The sequence below is a fragment of the Microvirga pakistanensis genome (assembly GCF_004458765.1).
Taxonomy (GTDB): Bacteria; Pseudomonadota; Alphaproteobacteria; order Rhizobiales; family Beijerinckiaceae; genus Microvirga; species Microvirga pakistanensis.
Genome location: NZ_SPJX01000187.1, coordinates 437,504 through 455,591 on the forward strand (window position 1 = coordinate 437,504; position 18,088 = coordinate 455,591).

Consider the following 18,088-nt stretch of genomic DNA (forward strand, 5'->3'; position numbering starts at 1 on the left):
GGTCGATTGCAGCCGGGCCTGTCTCACGACTCTGAAGAGAGCGTGACGGGCCGGTGGGGTCGGCGCCGCGCCCGTGGCATCACCGATGCCGAATGAGGGAGGCGTCCTCCGGCTCGGCCACGCTGGTGATGATCGATCCGGTCACATCCTCGGGCACGATCTTGCGCAACCGGTTCACGAAGGCGGTCAGGCTGTTCGTCCTTTCCGGTCCGGGAGCCAGGAAGGCGAGGGCGCTGCTGTCGAACGGCTCCTCTTCGATGGCGCCGTCGACCATGACGGTCGTCTTGATGCCGGTTTCGATATCGAAGGAGACGGACTTCACCTTCGTCCGGCGCTGCGGGTCGAGCGGCTCGGCAATCGCGAGGGACGTCACCGGAGGTGGTCCCTGCCGCGCTTCGGCGACCTCTCGGACGACCATGGGTCGTTGAGCAGGCTTGGCGACGGAGGCCTGGCGGGATGACCTGTCCTGAGGCCTCTTGTCGACATTGCCGGCACGGTCGCGGGTGGGTTGGGAGACCGCCATGTACTCGGTCGGTCCGGAGAGGAGTTGCTTGAGCCGCTGCTCCGCCTCCGTGGCTTCCTTCTGGGTCGCTGAGCCGAAGGCCGCCGCGAGAGGGTTCTTGGCCTTTTCCGCAGCCGCCTTTGCCTTTGCGGCCTCGGCAGCCTTCGCGGCTGCGATCCGCCGCTTGGCCTCGGCCGTCTGAGCCCGGTTATTCGTGCTGTAGGAATACTGTTTTCCGTTGATCTCGTAGCGGACCAACCGCGCCTCCGCACCGGTGGACATCGTCCCGTGAGCCACGATAGAGGCTCCCAGTAGAACAACCCATTTGTTCATCGGCTTATAAGAGCACTTGGCCCTTCCCCTCGCTCGGGTAAAGCTCATTGAGTAACTATGGCAAATCTGTGTTCTGCATGTATTACATCGACGACTCGTTAGGGGTATGCTTTTGTAAGACTGATACTTAAGTGAGTGAATGCTACAAGATTCGGTGCTATTACTGATTAAGATAATATGTCTATAACATCATTCAGTCTTATACTTTATATCGTTAGTTTAGAAGGCGTATGAAGCGGCTGATCTGATGGGGGCTTGAGCCATTCGGCTCGCGGATTCGCTTGGGTTTGCCGCCTTTCTCATGCAAGTTCGGAAAGGTGCCCCTGCGTATAGATCATGGTTGGCAACCTGCACCGTCATCATCGCGGCGGGATCCATTGCGGTGCGGCAAGCGACTTTTCCATCATATCAATGGCTTGTGGGAGAGGGCTCCCGGAACAGCCATGGGGGTAATCCGTTTGCCGGTGGGAAGGCTCTGCGAACTTGGCCTTTCGTCTAGCTTTACTCGGGCTCAGCCATCCCTTGTTACCGAGCCTTCCTCAAAGCGCGACATGCCCCCGAACTGGAGTAGGCACCCATGAAACGCCGCAATTTCCTCGCCACGGCCGGCGCCGGCCTTGCCGCAGGCGCCGTTGCAAAGCCCGCCATCGCTCAATCGAACCCGGAGATCCGCTGGCGTTTGACCTCGGGCTTCCCGAAGTCGCTCGACACGATCTATGGCGGCGCGGACTTCCTGGCGAAGTTCGTGTCCGAAGCGACCGAGGGCCGGTTCCAGATCCAGCCCTTCGCCGCCGGTGAAATCGTCGGCACGTTCCAGGCGGCCGATGCCGTCTCCTCCGGCACGGTCGAAATGGCTCACACGGCCGCCTATTACTATGTCGGCAAGGATCCGACCTTCGCGGCTGCCGCGGCCGTGCCGTTCACGCTCAACGCCCGCCAGCTCAATGCCTGGCAGTATCATGGCGGCGGCATCGGCCTCGTGAACGAGTTCATGGCCAAGCACAACCTCTATGCGCTTCCGGGCGGCAACACGGGCACCCAGATGGGCGGCTGGTTCCGCAAGGAGATCAAGACCGTCGAGGATCTCAAGGGCCTTAAGATGCGCATCGCCGGCATCGCCGGTCAGGTCATGGCGAAGCTCGGCGTCATCCCGCAGCAGGTGGCGGGCGGCGACATCTATCCCTCGCTCGAGCGCGGCACCATCGACGCCGCCGAGTGGATCGGCCCCTACGACGACGAGAAGCTCGGATTCCAGAAGGTCGCGCCGTTCTACTACTATCCGGGCTTCTGGGAAGGCGGCCTGACGCTGCACTTCATGTTCAACAAGGCCAAGTGGGAATCCCTGCCGAAGAACTACCAGGCGATCCTCCAGGCGGGCTGCATGGCGGCCAACCAGGACATGCTGGCGAAGTACGACGCCAAGAACCCGGCGGCGCTGCGCAGCCTCGTCGGGGCCGGCGCCCAGCTGCGTCCGTTCTCGGCAGAAATCCTCGACGCTGCCTTCAAGGCCACGAACGAGGTCTATGCGGAGATCTCCGCCCAGAACCCGGACTTCAAGAAGCTGATCGACTCGCTCCGCGCCTTCCGCAACGAGGAATATCTCTGGTTCCAAGTGGCGGAATACGCCTTCGACAGCTACATGATCCGCGCCCGTACCCGCGGCTAGGCCGAGACATCATCGACATCTTCGAAACCCGGCGTGACGAGCGCCGGGTTTTTCGTGCAGGGCTGCCCCGCTCCGGGCGGGGAGCTTGAGGGCTTGCATCGCCCCGGCGGAGTGCTGATCTCAGGGCCATCGCGCCGTTGCTCCGATTGTGTAGAAAGATCGCCTCATGCCTCCGCTTTCCATCCTCGACCTCGCCCATATCACCGAGGGCTCCACGGCAGGCGACGCCTTGCGTCATTCGCTCGACCTGGCGCAGCACGCGGAGCGATGGGGCTACAACCGGTTCTGGCTCGCCGAGCACCACAACATGGTGGGCATCGCCAGCGCCGCGACGAGCGTCGCGATCGCGCATGTGGCGGGGGGCACCAAGACGATCCGCGTGGGGGCGGGCGGCATCATGCTGCCGAACCACGCGCCGATGATCATCGCCGAGCAGTTCGGCACGCTCGACGCCCTGTTCCCGGGCCGGATCGATCTCGGGGTCGGTCGGGCGCCCGGCACCGACCAGCGCACGATGCGGGCCCTGCGCCGTGATCCCACGAGCGCCGATACCTTCCCGCAGGACGTTCTGGAACTGCAGGCGCTGCTCGGACCGCTGCAGCCGGGCCAGACGATCCAGGCCGTTCCCGGCACCGACAGCAACGTGCCGATCTGGATTCTCGGCTCCAGCCTCTTCGGCGCGCAGCTCGCCGCCATGCTGGGGCTGCCCTATGCGTTCGCGTCGCATTTCGCCCCGAACGCCCTGTTTCAGGCGCTCCAGGTTTATCGTGAGCGCTTCCAGCCTTCCGCGCAGCTCGACAAGCCCTATGTGATGGTGGGCGTGAACGTGATCGCCGCCGACACCGACGATGAGGCGAAATATCTCTTCACGTCGGCGCAGCAGGCCTTCACCAACATGTTCCGTGGCACCCGCGGCAAGCTCCAGCCGCCCATCGACGACATCGAGACCTATTGGACGCCCGCCGAGAAGGCGCAGGCCTCAAGCATGCTGGCCTGTTCCTTCGTCGGCTCCGCCCAGACCGTACGCGAGGGGCTCGAAGGATTTCTCGAGCAGACGGGCGCGGACGAGCTGATCGTCGCCTCCGCGATCTACGATCACGGCAAGCGCCTGCGGTCCTACGAGATCCTGGCGGATGTCGCGCAAACCATGAGCAAGGCGGCATAGGTTTTTCAGCAGGTTCCTCGTCATGGCCGGAACAGCCCGGCCATGACGAGGAGGGAAATTGAGCGTCTCCTCCATTCTCAAGCCGCCGCGCCACGGTCCTTCAGCGTCGGGTCGAGCGCGTCGCGCAACCCATCCCCTAACAGGTTCAGACCCAGCACCGACAGGGCGATGGCGATGCCCGGCGCGATCGCGAGGTGCGGAGCCTGCGAGAGATAGGTCTGCGCATCGCTCAGCATGCGGCCCCAGCTCGGGTTGGGCGGGCGCACGCCGAGGCCGAGATAGCTGAGGCCCGCCTCGGTCAGGATGGCGAGCGCGAGCTGGATCGTGACCTGCACGATCAGCGCGCCCGCGATGTTGGGGATCACGTCTTCCCAGGTGATCCGCAGGGGATGCTTGCCGATGGCGCGGGCGGCGGCGATGTAGTCGAGGGTCCAGACCTGGAGCGCCACGCCCCGTGTGACGCGCGCGAAGACCGGCACGTTGAACACCGCGATCGCGAGGATCGCCGCGAGAGGGCCGGAGCCCATGAGCGCGCCGATCATGATGGCGGACAGCACGGCCGGGAAGGCGAAGACCACGTCGGAGACCCGCATGGCGATTTCATCCGCGATCCCTTTCCAGGCGGCCGCCGCGCAGCCGATGGCGGTGCCGATGGCCGCTCCGAGAAGAACCGCGGGCCACGCGATGGCGAGCGAGTTCCAGGCACCGACCATGAGCAGGGAAACAACGTCGCGCCCGAAATGATCGGTGCCGAGGAGGCCTGCCTCCAGCGGGGCCCTCAGGCGCATGGCGACGCGAACCCGGGTGGGCACCTCCGGCGTCCAGACCAGCGACAGGAGCGCGGTGCCCAGAAGCAGCGCCGTCAGGAGGCCACCGATCACGAGGGCGGCGTTCAGGCGGAGGGACGAGCGGTTCGTCATGCCCGGCTCCTGAGGCGCGGGTCGAGGATGGTGTAACCGATATCGACCAGAAAATTCACCACGATCACGAAGCCGGAGAAGATCAGCACCACGTCCTTGATCACCACGAGATCGCGCTGGTTCAGCGCCTGATAGGCGAGGCGCCCAAGCCCGGGCAGGTTGAACACGTTCTCGACCAGGATCGCACCGCCGAAGAAGAAGGAGAGCTGGAGGCCCAGAATGGTGGTGACGGGGATGAGCGCGTTCGGCACCACGTGCCGCCGCAGGGTGGCGCGCCGGTTCACGCCCTTGGCGCGCGCCGTGCGCACGAAGTCCGCGCCGATCACCTCGAGCGTCGCGGACCGCGTCACGCGCGTGAGCACGGCGGCCTGGGGCAGGGCGAGCGCGAGCGCAGGCAGAAGCAGCGCCTGAAGGGCGGGCCCGATCCCCGCGTCCCAGCCGGGAAAGCCTCCCGCCGGGAACCAGCCGAGGCGGGTCGAGAAGAACAGGATGAAAAGAAGGCCAATCCAGAAATTCGGCACCGCGACGCCCATCTGGCTGAAGATCAGCACGGCGCGATCCACCGGTCCGTCCCGGCGCGCGGCGGCCGCCACGCCCAGCGGCAGGGCCAGCGCCGTCGAGATCAGGATGGCGAGAAAGCTCAAGGGCAACGTCACGCTCATGCGCTCGGCGACCAGGGTCGAGACCGGCATCTTGTACGTGATGGAGGTGCCGAGATCGCCCTGCAGGAGCCCGCCGATCCAGTCGACGTACCGGACAAGCGCCGGCCGATCGAGCCCGAGCTCCTGCCTCAACGCCGCGAGCGTGTCCTCGCGCGCGGAGGTGCCCAGCATGATCGCCGCCGGATCGCCCGGCAGCACCTCCAGAATGAGGAAGATCGCCAGCGAGACGAACAGGAGCGTCACGGCCAGGGAGGCGAGGCGGGAGATGACGAGGCGCAGCATCAGTTCATGGACCCGGCGTTCCCATCCCCTTGCGGGTTGGGAGAGGGGTTGGGGTGGAGCAGCCGGGTGTGGCTATTGCGTCATGGCCGGTCTCGTTCCGGCCATCCACGTTTTCGACCGGGCTCAAGACGTGGATCCCCGGAACAAGTCCGGGGATGACCGGGAGAGGTGTCACCAGATGCGGCGCAAGGCCATACGCCTGTCTCACTCCGTCCACGACACGTCCGTCACGTCGTTGATCGGGATCGGCGAGTTCTCCCACAGACCCCGGAGCTTCGCGTTCCAAACGCCGAGCTTCGGCAGCTGGAAGAGGAAGAGGGCCGGCACGTCCTCGGCCAGGATCTTCTGCGCCTCCGCGTATTTGGCGAAGCGCGCCTTCTCGTCAGTGGTCCGGGCGGCCTCGGCGATCAGCGCCTTGAACCTGTCGTTCTTGTAATTGAAGTAGTAGCTGTCACGGGCGAAGATATCGATGTCGAGCGGCTCGGTGTGGGACACGATGGTGATGTCGTAATCCTTGTTCCTGAAGACCTCCTCGATCCACTTCGCCGGGAATTCCGTGGGGACGATCTTCAGATCCACCCCCACCTCCGCGAGCATGGCCGCAATCAGTTCGGCCGAGCGGCTCGCATAGGCCATCTGCGGGGTCTTGATCGTGATCGACAGGCCGTTGCCATGGCCGGCTTCCGCCAGAAGCGCCTTGGCCTTCGCGGGATCGTAGGGCATGACGCCGGTGGTATCCACATAGGCCGGATGGTTCGGCGAGAAGAAGCTGCCGATGGGCGTGCCGAAGCCGGAATAGGCGCCCTCGACGAGCGCCCTGCGGTCGATGGCGTGCATGAGGGCACGGCGCACGCGCACGTCGTCGAACGGCTTCTTGGCATTGTTCATGCCCGCAACCGTCTCGCCCTCCGTATTGCCGGCGACGGCCTTGAAGCGGGAATCCTTCTGGAACTCGGTGAAGAGCTCGGGCGCGGCCAGGTTCGGGAACGCGTCCACGTCGCCCGCGCGCACGGCGGCCACCTGGGCCTGCGAGTCGCTGATGAAGCGGAAGGTGACGCTCTCGAGCTTCACCTTGTCCTTCTGCCAGTAATCCGTGTTCCTGACGAGCTCCACCCGGTCGCCGCGGGTCCAGGACTTGAACTTGAACGGCCCGGTGCCGACCGGATTGGCTGCGTTGCCGGCGGCCGTCTCGGGCGCCACGATCACCGCATCGCCCCAGCCGAGATAGGTCAGGAAATTACCCGAGGTCTCCTTCAGCTTGATCACCACGGTCTTGGGATCGGGCGTCTCGATGCTGTCGATCGGCGCGAAGATCTGCTTTTGCGCATTGGTGGATTTCGGATCGCGCGCGCGGTCGAAGGCGAACTTCACATCGGCGGAATCGAAGGCGGTCCCGTCGTGGAACTTGACGCCTTCCTGCAGGCGGAAGGTGTAGGTGAGCCCGTCGGGGGAAATCTCCCAGCTCTTCGCCAGGAGCGGCTGCACCTTGCCGTTCCTGTCGATGCGCACGAGGCCCTCGTAGAGATTGGCGAGCGTTACCTCGCGAATGGCCACCGGCGCCGCAACCGTCGGATCGAGGCCCGGCGGCTCGATGGGCATGCCGACGACGAGGGAGGTCTTGGCCGCGAGGGCCGGCACGGCGCTCGCGGAGAGCAGCAGGGCGGCGGCCAGGAAACGCTTCGACATGGGGCGGATCTCCATCCGGTGTGGGGAGTTAGCGCATCGGACCTGAAAGTGGTGCCCACTTTCAGGTCCGATGCTTGAGGTCGCGGTGACCCTCAGCTTACGCAGCGCTGCGCCGGATGGAAGATGTTCCTTGACCGTTTTTCCAGTCTATTTGATCAGATGCAGCGCCCGCCATCCACCTCCAGCACCACGCCGGTGATCATGCTGGCCTCGTCGGACGCAAGGTAAAGGGCCGCGTTGGCGATGTCCTGCGGGGTGGAGAAGCGCCCGAGCGGGATGGAGTTCACGAACAGCGCGCGCTTCTCGGGCGTATCCTCGCCCATGAAGGTGGCGAGCAGCGGCGTCTCGCCCGCGACCGGCGCCAGGGCGCAGACGCGGATCCTCTGAGGCGCGAGTTCCACCGCCATGGACTTGGTCATGGTATGCACCGCGCCCTTGGTGCTGTTGTACCAAGTCAGGCCCGGACGCGGGCGCAGGCCCGCCGTCGAGCCCACGTTGATGATGACGCCGCGGCCCTGGCTCTGCATCAGCGGCACGGCCGCCTTCGCGAAGAGATAGATCGACTTGACGTTGACGGCGAAGACCCGGTCGAACTCGTCCTCCTCCACCTCCAGCATGGGCCGGTTGCGGTGGCTGATGCCCGCATTGTTGACCACGATGTCGAGCTTGCCGAAGGCCGCGAGGGTCGCGGCCACCGCCCGGTTCACGTCGGAGGCCTTCGACACGTCGGCGGCAAGGCCGATGGCCGCGGCGCCGATCCCCTCCGCAGCAGCCCTGGCGGCCGCCTCGTTGATGTCGACGATGGCCACCCGGGCCCCTTCGCGCGCAAAGGTTTCCGCGATCCCCAGGCCGAAGCCCGAACCGGCGCCCGTGATCAGCGCCACCTTTCCCTCAAGGCGTTTCATGGTTCTTCCCCTGATGTGACAATCGAAGCCGGGCTTACCCGTGCGCGATGACGAGCGTCTTCGTGGTGGTGAACTCGATCAGGCCCTCGAAGCCTTTTTCGCGGCCATGGCCGGAGCGCCCGAAGCCGCCGAACGGCAGCTCGATGCCCCCGCCCGCGCCATAGCAGTTCACGAAGACCTGACCCGCCCGCATGGCGCGGCCGACGCGGGTCGAGCGCATGGCGTCGCGCGTCCAGACGCCCGCCGCGAGGCCATAGGGCGTGCCGTTGGCGAGCCGGATCGCCTCGGCCTCGTCCGCGAAGGGCGTCGCCACCAGAACGGGGCCGAACACTTCCTCCTGCGAGAGGGCGCTTTCGTGCGGCACCGGCGCGAAGAAGACCGGCGGCGCGTAGAAACCCTCGGCCGGTGCATCGAGGGCCACCACGCCTTCGCCCATGATCGCGAGGCCCTCGTTGCGGGCGCGCTCCAGATAGCCAAGCACGCGGCGCTGCTGCGCCTGGTTGATCATGGGGCCGAGATCCGGCTCGCGCTCCGGATGGCCCGCGCGCAGCGCCCGGAAGCGTTCGGCGACGGCGCCGACCACATCGTCGAAGATGCCGCGCTGGATCAGGAGCCGGCTGCCGGCGGAACAGGTCTGTCCGCCGTTCTGGATGATGGCGTTGACGAGGGTGGGCAGGGCCCGCTCGAGATCGGCATCGTCGAAAACGACCTGCGCCGACTTGCCGCCGAGCTCGAGGGTCACGCCCACATGGTTCCGGGCGGCGGCCGTCTGCACGGCGGTGCCCGTCTCGGGGCTGCCCGTGAAGGAGAGAAAGTCGATGCCCGGATGCCCCGCCAGGGCTGCGCCCGCGGTGCGGCCGAGGCCGGTGACGACGTTGAGCGCGCCGTCGGGAAAGCCGGCCTCGCGCGCCAATTGCGACACCCGCAGGATCGTCAGCGAAGCATCCTCCGCGGGCTTCACGACGGTGGCGTTGCCGGCGGCCAGCGCGGCGCCTACGGAGCGGCCGAAGATCTGCATCGGATAGTTCCAGGGCACGATGTGTCCCGTCACGCCGTGTGGCACCCGTTCGACGCCGATGAAATGCGTGTTGAGATAGGGGATGACGTCGCCGTGTAGCTTGTCGGCGGCGCTGCCGTAGAACTCGAAATAGCGGGCGAGCGCGACGGCATCGGCGCGGGACTGGCGCAGGGGCTTGCCGTTGTCGCGGCTCTCCAGGGCCGCGAGCTCGTCCGCATGCGCCTCGACGATCGCCGCGAGCTTCAGGAGGAGACGCCCGCGCTCGGTGGCCGTCAGCTTGCCCCAGGAGCCTTCGAAGGCGGTGCGGGCGGCTTTCACGGCCGCATCGACGTCCTGCGCGGTACCGGAGGCGATCTTGGCGAAGAGAGCGCCATCGACCGGCGAGACCACGTCCAGCAGCAGGCCGTCGGAGGCGGGAACCTCCTTGCCGCCGATGAGGTGCCTGAAAACCATGTGGGGGGCGATATGTGGGCTGATCTGGTCGTTCACCGGTCCTGGACTCCGTCGATCATCATGCAGTCAATCTGGCTTTGCCCGGCACGGCGGCCAGGAGCTGGCGCGTGTAGGCGTCGCGCGGGTTCGCAAACAGATGCGCCGTTTCCGCCATTTCGACAATTCGACCTTTTTGCATGACGGCCACCCGGTCGCAGATCTGCGCGGCCACGCGCAGGTCGTGGGTGATGAAGAGGATCGAGAGGCCCAGCTCCGCCTGCAGGCCTTTGAGCAGCCTCAGGATCTCGGCCTGCACGGACACGTCGAGAGCGGACACCGCCTCGTCCGCGACCAGCACGTCGGGCCGCATCGCCAGCGCCCGCGCGATGCCGATGCGCTGGCGCTGGCCGCCTGAGAATTCGTGCGGGTAGCGCTCGGCGGCCTGAGCGGGGAGGCCCACCTTTTCGAGGAGGCCCCGGGCTTGCGCGAGGGCCTGGTCCTGCGCGACGCCCTGGGTGATCGGTCCCTCGGCGACGATGTAGCCCACCTGGCGCCGCGGGTTGAGGGACGCGAAGGGGTCCTGAAACACCATCTGGATCCTGCGCCGGTGCGGGCGCAGATCGTGCTGCGACAGGGTGCTGAACGGCAGGCTGCCGATCTCGATCCTGCCGCCGTCGGGCTCGATCAGCCGCAGGACGCAGCGCCCGACCGTGGACTTGCCGGAGCCGGATTCGCCGACGAGCCCGAGCGTCTCTCCGCGGCGGATGTCGAAGCTCACCGCATCGGCCGCCTGAACCTCGCGGCCCTTCCGGAAAAATCCGCCTCCCGCGTAGGTTTTGGTGAGACCGTCGACCGTCAGGACGATCGGCTCGTTCCGGAGTTCCTTCGCGGGCGGCGGAGACAGCGAGGGCACGGCCGCCAGAAGGCGCCGGGTGTAGGGATGCTGCGGGTTGTTCAGGACCTCGTCCACCGGCCCCTGTTCCACGAGTTCGCCGTTCTGAAGCACCGCGACGCGGTCGGCGATCTCGGCCACGACGCCGAAATCGTGAGTGATGAAGAGAACCGCTGTGCCCTTCTTCCGGCGGAGATTGTCGATCAGCTTCAGCACCTGCGCCTGGGTGGTGACGTCGAGCGCGGTCGTCGGTTCGTCGGCGATGAGGAGCTTCGGCTCCAGCGCCAGGGCCATGGCGATCATCACCCGCTGCCGCTGGCCGCCGGAGAGCTCATGCGGATAGGCGCGCGCGATGAGCTCGGGGTTGGGCAGGTTCACCTCGGCGAGCAGCTCGACGGCGCGCCTCACGCGATCGGCCGGGCTCAGCATGCGATGGGCCCGGAAGGTCTCGGCAATCTGCTCCGAAACGCGCATGACCGGGTTCAGAGAGGTCATGGGCTCCTGGAACACCATTCCGATGTCCCGGCCGCGCACGTCGCACCAGCCGTCCTCGTCCAGGGAGAGGAGATCGAAGTCGCCGAGCCTGATGGAGCCGGACAGCACCGGGACGGCCGGGGGCAGCAGGCCGATGGCCGCCATGGCGGTCATGGACTTGCCGGACCCGGATTCCCCGACCACGCAGAGCGTCTCTCCCGACCGGATCGTCAACGACAGGTCCTTGATCGCGAAGGGCCGGTCGGACCGGGCGGGCAGGCCGATGGACAGGTTCTCGATCGTCAGCACGGGGGAGGGGCCGTTCACTCACATTCTCCTGCTGCGGACGTTAGGGCCCGGGCGATGGAAAGCATCTTCGCCCCGAGCCCCGTTCGTCAATCCGTCCCGGCTCTTTGACGCCTGAAAACCCACCCGTTGAGAAGCGGCCCGCCACGCCCATATCTTGGCGATACCTGAGGCGGAGCTCGTGCTCGCGTGCATGATATCGTTCCATTTCCCACGGGCAGGCGGCTGCAGGACGCCTTTGACGGGCAGACGCGCGCCTGGGCCGAGCGGGGACCGCTTTCCGTCGAACGCCGCGGCGAGGCCCTGGAGGCGCTCGCCGCGGCGCTGGTCCGCCGCGCGGATGAGTTCGCGTGCGCCGTCGCCCAGGATTTCGGGCATCGCTCGGTTCACGAGACGAAGCTCGCCGACCTCTATCCCGTCGTCGCGGGCCTGCGCCATGCCCGGAAGCATTTCCGGCGCTGGATGAAGCCTCGGCGCCGGCCCATCCAGATGATGTTTCGGCCGGCCTCCGCCCGCATCGAGTATCAGCCCCTCGGGGTAGTCGGGATCATCAGCCCCTGGAACTATCCGGTGCAGCTTGCCCTGGCGCCCCTCGCCGGGGCGCTGGCGGCGGGCAACCGGATCTTGATCAAGCCCTCCGAGCTCACGCCCCGCACGTCGGCCCTGCTGGCGCAGGTGATCGGAGAGGTCTTCGACGAAAGCGAGGCGGCGGTGGTCCAGGGCGGCCCGGACGTGGCGCAGGCCTTCGCGCGCCTTCCCTTCAACCACCTGTTCTTCACCGGCTCCACGGCCGTGGGCCGGGAGGTGATGAAGGCCGCGGCCGAGAACCTCGTGCCGGTGACCCTGGAACTTGGAGGCAAGTCCCCGGCGATCATCGCGCCGGACTACCCGCTCGAGAGGGCCGCCGAGCGGATCGCCGTCGGCAAGCTGTTCAATGCGGGGCAGACCTGCATCGCGCCCGATTACGTGCTCGTTCCACGGCGGCGCGAGGCGGCTTTCGTCTCCGCTTTTCGGGACGCGGTGGCCCGGCTCTATCCGAATCTCGCCGCCAATCCCGACTACACGGCCATCGCGAGCGAGCGCCATGCGGAGCGCCTGCGCCGTCTCATCGATGATGCGAGCGCGAGGGGCGCCACCCTTCACGAGATCAACCCGGCGGGCGAGAGCCTCGATCCGGCCGGGCGAAAGATCGCGCCGGTCCTCCTGACGGGGGTGCCGGAGGAAGCCTCGGCGATGCAGGAGGAGATCTTCGGTCCCGTTCTCCCGGTCGTCTCCTACGACCGGGTGGAGGAGGCGATCCGGTTCGTCAAGAACCGTCCCCATCCCCTTGCGCTCTACGTGTTCAGTCATGACAGGGGATTCGTAAACCAGGTTCTCGGGCAGACCTCCTCCGGCGGCGTCGCCATCAACGAGACCCTGCTCCATTGCGTTCAGGAGGAACTGCCTTTCGGCGGCGTCGGGCACAGCGGCATGGGAGCCTATCACGGCGAGGCGGGCTTCAGGACCTTCAGCCATGCCCGGTCCGTGTTCCACCAGGCCCGCATCAACGGCGCCGGCATGACGAGCCCGCCCTATGGCAGCCGCATGGAGCGCATGCTGTCCTTCCTTCTGCGGTAGATTGGCTACGGCAACGGAAGGGAGAGGCCGTAGGAAACGCCCGAGGCAGCGAAATCGATGGTCAGGGTGCCGTCGAGCTCGCCCTCGATGCTGCGGCGGATCAGGCGCGATCCGAAGCCCTGGCGCTTGGGAGGCTCCACCGGCGGGCCTCCGGACTCCGACCACAGGATGCGCAGCAGGCGTGTCGGCTGACCCTCGGGCTGTTCGACGCTCCAGGACAGTTCGAGCCGCCCCGTCGGTACGGAGAGAGCCCCATACTTGGCGGCATTGGTGACCAGTTCGTGCAGGACGAGGCCGAGATTGATCGCATAGCGGGGAGGCAGGTTCACCCCCGGCCCGTCGATGACGACCCGCTCGTCGGCCTCGCGCTTGTAGGGGGCCAGCTCCTGTTCCGCGATGTCGTGGAGGTCAGCATCGCGCCAGGATGTGAGCGTCAGCAGGTTGTGGGTCTTCGAAAGGGCGAGCAGCCGCCCCTCGAAGGCGTCCTTGAATTGCGCCGAGCTCTTGGACGCGCGCAGGGTCTGGGCGGCGATGGACTGGACCGTGGCCAGGGTGTTCTTCACCCGGTGATTCAGCTCGTCGAGGAAGAAGCGCTGCTGATCGTCGGCCTGCTTGCGCTCGGTGATGTCCTGAAAGATGCCGACGAAGAACACCGGCTTGCGCTGGGCGTCGTAGGAGACCTGGCCTTTGGAGCTGATCCAGCGGACGCGCCCGTCGGGGCGCCGCACCCGGTATTCGTCCTCGTAGTCGCCGTTGGCGAGAAATGCTTCGCGGATCCCGGCAGTGACTCTCTCCGCGTCCTCGGGATGGATCAGAGACTTCCACTCCTCCGCGGAGATGGTCGTGTGAGAGGCCGGATACCCCATGAGCAGGGCTGCCTGGCTCGACCAGCCGCCGATCCGCTTCCGGTGATCGTACCACCAGGTTCCCATGTGGCCGGCCTCCAGCGCCAGCCGGGCCCGCTCCTCGCTGGCTTTCAGCGCCTCCTGCCGCTCGGCGACGTCGTCCATGAGATCGTTGAAGGCCTTTGCCAGGATTCCGAGCTCGCCCGCATTCTGGGGCAGGTCGATTCGAGCCTGGTAGTTGCCGCGCCGCCAGTCCCTGACGGCGTTCGTCATGATCTCGAAGGGCTTCGTGATGAAGGCGCGGCTCGCCAGCCACGAGAGCGACAGAGCGAGAACCAGCGCGGCCGCGATCAGCATGAATCCGCGCTTGGCCGCCTCGTTGATGGCCGCGAATGCCACGGTCGTGGCGAGGCCCGCGCTCACGTAGATACCCTCGGCCGGGGAGGCGCTCGCGGGGATGTAGCCGAAGATCCTGTTCGTGCCGTCCTGGCTGTCGGCCCTGAAACTGCCGGGGCTCTGCGCCGTCAGATAATGGGAGAACCTGTCCGGAATTCTGGTGCCGATAAATCGTTCCGGAAACGGCTCTCGCGAGATGATGATGCCGTTCCGGTCGGCGACGGTGAGCGAGCCTCCGACGGGCAGGACGCGCTCCTTGAGTTCGTTGTCGAGCCATCGGAGGTCCATGGCGGCCGCGATCACACCGATGATCTTTCCGTCGGCGCCCCAGATCGGAAGCGACAGGGGAATGACTGAATAGGCGCCAATCCCCGCCTCGGTGAATTCCGGCGTGTAGGTGCCGATGGAGAAGTCCCCCTTGGCGATGCTCTCCCGGAAATAGGGCCGGTCACTGAAGCGGAGATCCGCGTTGAAGAAGCCCCTGTCGTTGCAGCGAACGGCACCCGTTACGTCGAGGACCACGAATGCGATCACGTGCGGAACCTTCTGATGCACCGAGCGCAGATAGGTGTTGCAGGCCGGCATGTCGAACGTCCGAATGGCCGGGGCCTCGTCCATCGCCAAAAGGAGACTGTGGATGCCGTCGAAGATGTGGTCGACTTCCGAGGCCACAAGCTGCGCCTGGCGGATGACGAGCTCGTTGACCTCGGCCTCCCGGGCACGCCTCAGCGAAACTTCCGTAAACGCCCAGATGACGATCGCCGGCAAAACGGAGATCAGCGCCAAAAGGAGCAAACGTCTCGTCAAAGTCATGCATGCGCCCAGCTTGTGAGGGAGCAGGGGACCATAAAGAACGTTGAGCGTCCACCCCGGAACAGCCACAAGCGACCTTGCATCCTCAGGCAAGAGCTGTCAGGTGAGCAGGAATGGCGCTTCCTCCTCTTCTCCTTCTTCAGGACATCGCTCTCACGTTCGGCGGCACGCCGCTGATCGAAAGCGCGGATCTCTCCGTCTCCCCCGGCGAGCGGGCCTGCTTGGTGGGCCGCAACGGCTCGGGCAAGTCCACCCTGCTCAAGATCGCCGCAGGCCAGATCGAGGCCGACAGCGGCAAGCGCTTCGTGCAGCCGGGCGCGACGGTGCGCTACCTGGCGCAGGAGCCAGACCTGAGCGGCTATCCCAACATGCTGGCCTATGTGGAGGCGGGGCTCGGCCCGGGCGACGACCCCTACCGGGCGCGCTACCTGCTGGAGCAGCTGGGCCTGACCGGCGAGGAGAGGCCCTCGGATCTCTCCGGCGGCGAGGCCCGCCGGGCCGCCCTGGCCCATGTCCTGGCGCCCGAGCCCGACATTCTGCTGCTCGACGAGCCCACCAATCATCTCGACCTGCCGGCCATCGAATGGCTCGAAGGCGAGCTGAGGAGCCTGCGCTCCGCCCTCGTGCTCATCAGCCACGACCGGCGCTTCCTGGAAAGCCTGTCCCAATCCACCGTCTGGCTCGACCGCGGCCGCACCCGCCGCATGGACCAGGGCTTCGCCCATTTCGAGGAATGGCGCGATCAGGTGCTGGAGCAGGAGGAGGCCGAGCATCATAAGCTCGGGCGCAAGCTCGTGGCCGAGGCCGACTGGCTCCGCTACGGCGTGACGGCCCGGCGCAAGCGCAACGTCCGCCGCCTGGGCAACCTGCACGCCATGCGCCAGCAATACCGCGACCGCAAGCGCGCGGTCGGCACGGTCAGCATGACCCTCGCGGAGGCCGAGCAATCCGGCACCCTCGTGGTCGAGGCGGAAGGCGTCTCGAAATCCTACGGCGAGCGGCCGATCGTGTCGAACCTGTCCCTGCGCATCCTGCGCGGCGACCGCTTGGGCATCATCGGGCCGAACGGCGCGGGAAAGACCACGCTCATCAACCTGCTGACCGGCAATCTCCCGCCGGATTCCGGACGGGTGCGGCTCGGGGCCAACCTGCAGATGGTGACCCTCGATCAGCGCCGCGCGAGCCTCGATCCCAACGCCACCGTGGCGGAGACGCTCACCGGCGGCCGCGGCGACAGCGTCACCATCGGCGGGCAGACGAAGCACGTGATCGGCTACATGAAGGACTTCCTGTTCTCGCCCGAGCAGGCCCGCACGCCCGTGGGCGTGCTCTCCGGCGGCGAGCGCAACCGGCTCATGCTGGCCCGCGCGCTGGCGCAGCCGTCGAACCTTCTCGTCCTCGACGAGCCGACCAACGATCTCGACCTGGAAACCCTCGACCTGCTCCAGGAGATGATCACGGATTATTCCGGCACGGTGATCCTCGTCAGCCACGATCGCGACTTCCTCGACCGCACGGTCAGCTCCGTTCTGGTGTCGGAAGGCGAGGGGCGCTGGATCGAGTATGCGGGCGGCTATTCCGACATGGTGGCCCAGCGCGGGCAGGGGGTGCGGGCCCGCACCGTTGAAAAAGAGGTGAAGCCCAGGAACGCGGAGAAACCTGCGGCCGCTTCTTCGGTTCAGGCCAGGCGCAAGCTCAGCTTCAACGAGCAGCACGACCTCAAGACGCTTCCCAAGCGCATGGAGGAGCTGGAGGCCAAGATCGCCAAGGTACAGGAGATCCTGGCCGATCCCGAACTCTATTCCCGCGATCCGGCCCGTTTCCAGAAGGCCATGGACGCGCTCACGCAGCTTCAGGCGGAGCTGCATGCGGCCGAGGAGCGGTGGCTGGAGCTGGAGATGCTGCGGGAGGAGCTGGAAGGATAGGCCGCATCCCCAGCCCGATGCTCCTGCGGCCCGCAGGCATTGCTGGACATCGGCGCTCGACACTAAAGTGACATCACCCGCTCGCTAGAAGCGGATCGTCACCAGGGAGGAGTGCGATGAATCGCTTTTCACGACGTTGCCTGACTGTGTTTCTGACGGTGCTCGGGATCGGAGGCGCTTCCTCGATCCTGCAGGCAGCCGATCCCAATCGTGGGCTCCTGGCCGAGCGGATCACCAAGCTGTCCCGCGGGACGCAATGGAAGCCGGTCTCGGCCGTTCCGATCAATTTCGTGACCCATCATCCGCAGGGCATGGTGAAGATCGGCGACACGCTGTTCGTCTCGTCGGTGGAGATCAGGGAGCCGACGAAGCGTTTTCCGCAGCCGGTGGACGGCTACGACCGCGATACGGGCGCGGGCGTCGGCCACCTCTTCAAGATCGACATGAAGGGCAACCTCATCGCCGACATCACCCTCGGCGAGGGAACGATCTATCACCCGGGCGGGATCGATTACGACGGGCGCTATATCTGGGTGCCCGTGGCGGAGTACCGGCCGAACAGCCGCTCCATCGTCTACCGGGTCGATCCCGAGACCATGAAGGCGGAGGAGATGTTCCGCTTCGCCGATCACGTGGGAGGCGTTGTCCACGACACCGACGACAATTCCCTGCACGGCGTCAGCTGGGGCTCGCGCCGGTTCTACCGCTGGACGCTCGATCCCAACGGCAAGCCTACCAACGGCGACGAGGCTCCCGAGAAGCTCAGGAAGCTGAACACCTCCCATTACCTCGATTACCAGGACTGCAAATACGTGGGCGGTCACCGCATGCTGTGCTCCGGCGTCACCGAGATGCGGATCACGCCCGATGCCGCCCCGTTCCGGCTCGGCGGGCTCGATCTGGTCAGCCTCGCCGACGGACGCCCGCTGTTCCAGACGCCGGTGCTGCTCTGGACGGCGGGAGGCATGGACATGACCCACAACCCGGTCTGGATGGAGGCGAGCGAGGCGGGGATCCGGGGCTACTTCATGCCCGAGGACGACAAGTCCTTCCTGTACATCTACGAGGCCGAGGTGAAGTAGCGGCTTGAGCATCGGACGTGAAAACCGGGTCCACTTTTCACTGACGTGGCCCTTCGGGTCGCTGACGCGGCCCTCTGGGTCCGCACGATGCGCTTGTCACCCGGCCCGGGCGGGTGTCTATGGCGGGCATCGCCGCCCGTCCGGCCGATCGCGTGTCCGACCTTTCG

Annotated in this window: 13 protein-coding genes; 5 read left to right on the forward strand and 8 right to left on the reverse strand. The window is 66.3% G+C overall.

The window, feature by feature from the left end; translation table 11 throughout:
• Positions 1–79: 79 nt before the first annotated feature.
• Positions 80–799, reverse strand: a complete 720-nt coding sequence (locus E4K09_RS13815; RefSeq protein WP_134497910.1) for a hypothetical protein — start codon at positions 797–799, stop codon at positions 80–82.
• 613 nt (positions 800–1,412) lie between these two features.
• Between E4K09_RS13815 and E4K09_RS13820 the strand changes: the two genes are divergently transcribed.
• Positions 1,413–2,501 carry a TRAP transporter substrate-binding protein gene (locus E4K09_RS13820; protein WP_134497912.1) on the forward strand — a complete coding sequence of 363 codons (1,089 nt, stop codon included), beginning with the start codon at positions 1,413–1,415 and terminating at the stop codon, positions 2,499–2,501.
• A gap of 166 nt (positions 2,502–2,667) precedes the next feature.
• Positions 2,668–3,666, forward strand: coding sequence for an LLM class flavin-dependent oxidoreductase (locus E4K09_RS13825; protein WP_134497914.1), 999 nt, complete (start codon positions 2,668–2,670; stop codon positions 3,664–3,666).
• Positions 3,667–3,743: 77 nt separating this feature from the next.
• Here E4K09_RS13825 and E4K09_RS13830 read toward each other — a convergent pair whose 3' ends face one another.
• The 6 genes from E4K09_RS13830 to E4K09_RS13860 all read right to left on the reverse strand — a co-directional run bounded on the left by E4K09_RS13830 (position 3,744) and on the right by E4K09_RS13860 (position 11,264).
• Positions 3,744–4,586 (reverse strand): ABC transporter permease, encoded by an 843-nt coding sequence (locus tag E4K09_RS13830; protein WP_134497916.1) that lies wholly within the window; start codon positions 4,584–4,586, stop codon positions 3,744–3,746.
• Positions 4,583–5,530: an ABC transporter permease gene (locus tag E4K09_RS13835; RefSeq protein ID WP_134497918.1), complete on the reverse strand. Its 948-nt coding sequence runs from the start codon at positions 5,528–5,530 to the stop codon at positions 4,583–4,585. Before E4K09_RS13835 ends, E4K09_RS13830 begins: the two co-directional genes overlap by 4 nt.
• 204 nt (positions 5,531–5,734) lie before the next feature.
• Positions 5,735–7,216, reverse strand: a complete 1,482-nt coding sequence (locus E4K09_RS13845; protein WP_134497922.1) for an ABC transporter substrate-binding protein — start codon at positions 7,214–7,216, stop codon at positions 5,735–5,737.
• A 155-nt stretch (positions 7,217–7,371) separates the two neighbouring features.
• Positions 7,372–8,121, reverse strand: a complete 750-nt coding sequence (locus E4K09_RS13850; protein WP_134497924.1) for a glucose 1-dehydrogenase — start codon at positions 8,119–8,121, stop codon at positions 7,372–7,374.
• Between the two features lie 34 nt (positions 8,122–8,155).
• On the reverse strand, positions 8,156–9,628 hold the full coding sequence (locus E4K09_RS13855) for an aldehyde dehydrogenase family protein (protein ID WP_244610482.1): 1,473 nt from the start codon (positions 9,626–9,628) through the stop codon (positions 8,156–8,158).
• A gap of 22 nt (positions 9,629–9,650) precedes the next feature.
• Complete coding sequence (locus E4K09_RS13860; protein ID WP_134497926.1) at positions 9,651–11,264, reverse strand: ABC transporter ATP-binding protein; 1,614 nt, start codon at positions 11,262–11,264, stop codon at positions 9,651–9,653.
• Positions 11,265–11,432: 168 nt separating this feature from the next.
• Between E4K09_RS13860 and E4K09_RS13865 the strand changes: the two genes are divergently transcribed.
• A complete protein-coding gene (locus E4K09_RS13865) occupies positions 11,433–12,860 on the forward strand; it encodes a coniferyl aldehyde dehydrogenase (RefSeq protein WP_134497928.1) in 1,428 nt (475 codons plus the stop codon).
• Positions 12,861–12,865: 5 nt separating this feature from the next.
• On the opposite strand, the gene E4K09_RS13870 is transcribed toward E4K09_RS13865, so the two are convergent.
• On the reverse strand, positions 12,866–14,887 hold the full coding sequence (locus E4K09_RS13870) for a sensor histidine kinase (protein WP_193557284.1): 2,022 nt from the start codon (positions 14,885–14,887) through the stop codon (positions 12,866–12,868).
• A 140-nt stretch (positions 14,888–15,027) separates the two neighbouring features.
• Between E4K09_RS13870 and E4K09_RS13875 the strand changes: the two genes are divergently transcribed.
• Positions 15,028–16,839 (forward strand): ABC-F family ATP-binding cassette domain-containing protein, encoded by a 1,812-nt coding sequence (locus E4K09_RS13875; protein ID WP_134497932.1) that lies wholly within the window; start codon positions 15,028–15,030, stop codon positions 16,837–16,839.
• Positions 16,840–16,955: 116 nt separating this feature from the next.
• Positions 16,956–17,921 carry a DUF6454 family protein gene (locus E4K09_RS13880; protein WP_134497934.1) on the forward strand — a complete coding sequence of 322 codons (966 nt, stop codon included), beginning with the start codon at positions 16,956–16,958 and terminating at the stop codon, positions 17,919–17,921.
• The last annotated feature ends 167 nt before the right edge of the window (positions 17,922–18,088 follow it).

Bases quoted from the DNA above. Each gene is read 5' to 3' on its own strand.
- E4K09_RS13820 (WP_134497912.1), top strand. From the start codon at position 1,413: ATGAAACGCCGCAATTTCCTCGCCACGGCCGGCGCCGGCCTTGCCGCA.
- E4K09_RS13825 (WP_134497914.1), top strand. From the start codon at position 2,668: ATGCCTCCGCTTTCCATCCTCGACCTCGCCCATATCACCGAGGGCTCC.
- E4K09_RS13830 (WP_134497916.1), bottom strand. From the start codon at position 4,586: ATGACGAACCGCTCGTCCCTCCGCCTGAACGCCGCCCTCGTGATCGGT.
- E4K09_RS13835 (WP_134497918.1), bottom strand. From the start codon at position 5,530: ATGCTGCGCCTCGTCATCTCCCGCCTCGCCTCCCTGGCCGTGACGCTC.
- E4K09_RS13845 (WP_134497922.1), bottom strand. From the start codon at position 7,216: ATGTCGAAGCGTTTCCTGGCCGCCGCCCTGCTGCTCTCCGCGAGCGCC.
- E4K09_RS13850 (WP_134497924.1), bottom strand. From the start codon at position 8,121: ATGAAACGCCTTGAGGGAAAGGTGGCGCTGATCACGGGCGCCGGTTCG.
- E4K09_RS13875 (WP_134497932.1), top strand. From the start codon at position 15,028: ATGGCGCTTCCTCCTCTTCTCCTTCTTCAGGACATCGCTCTCACGTTC.
- E4K09_RS13880 (WP_134497934.1), top strand. From the start codon at position 16,956: ATGAATCGCTTTTCACGACGTTGCCTGACTGTGTTTCTGACGGTGCTC.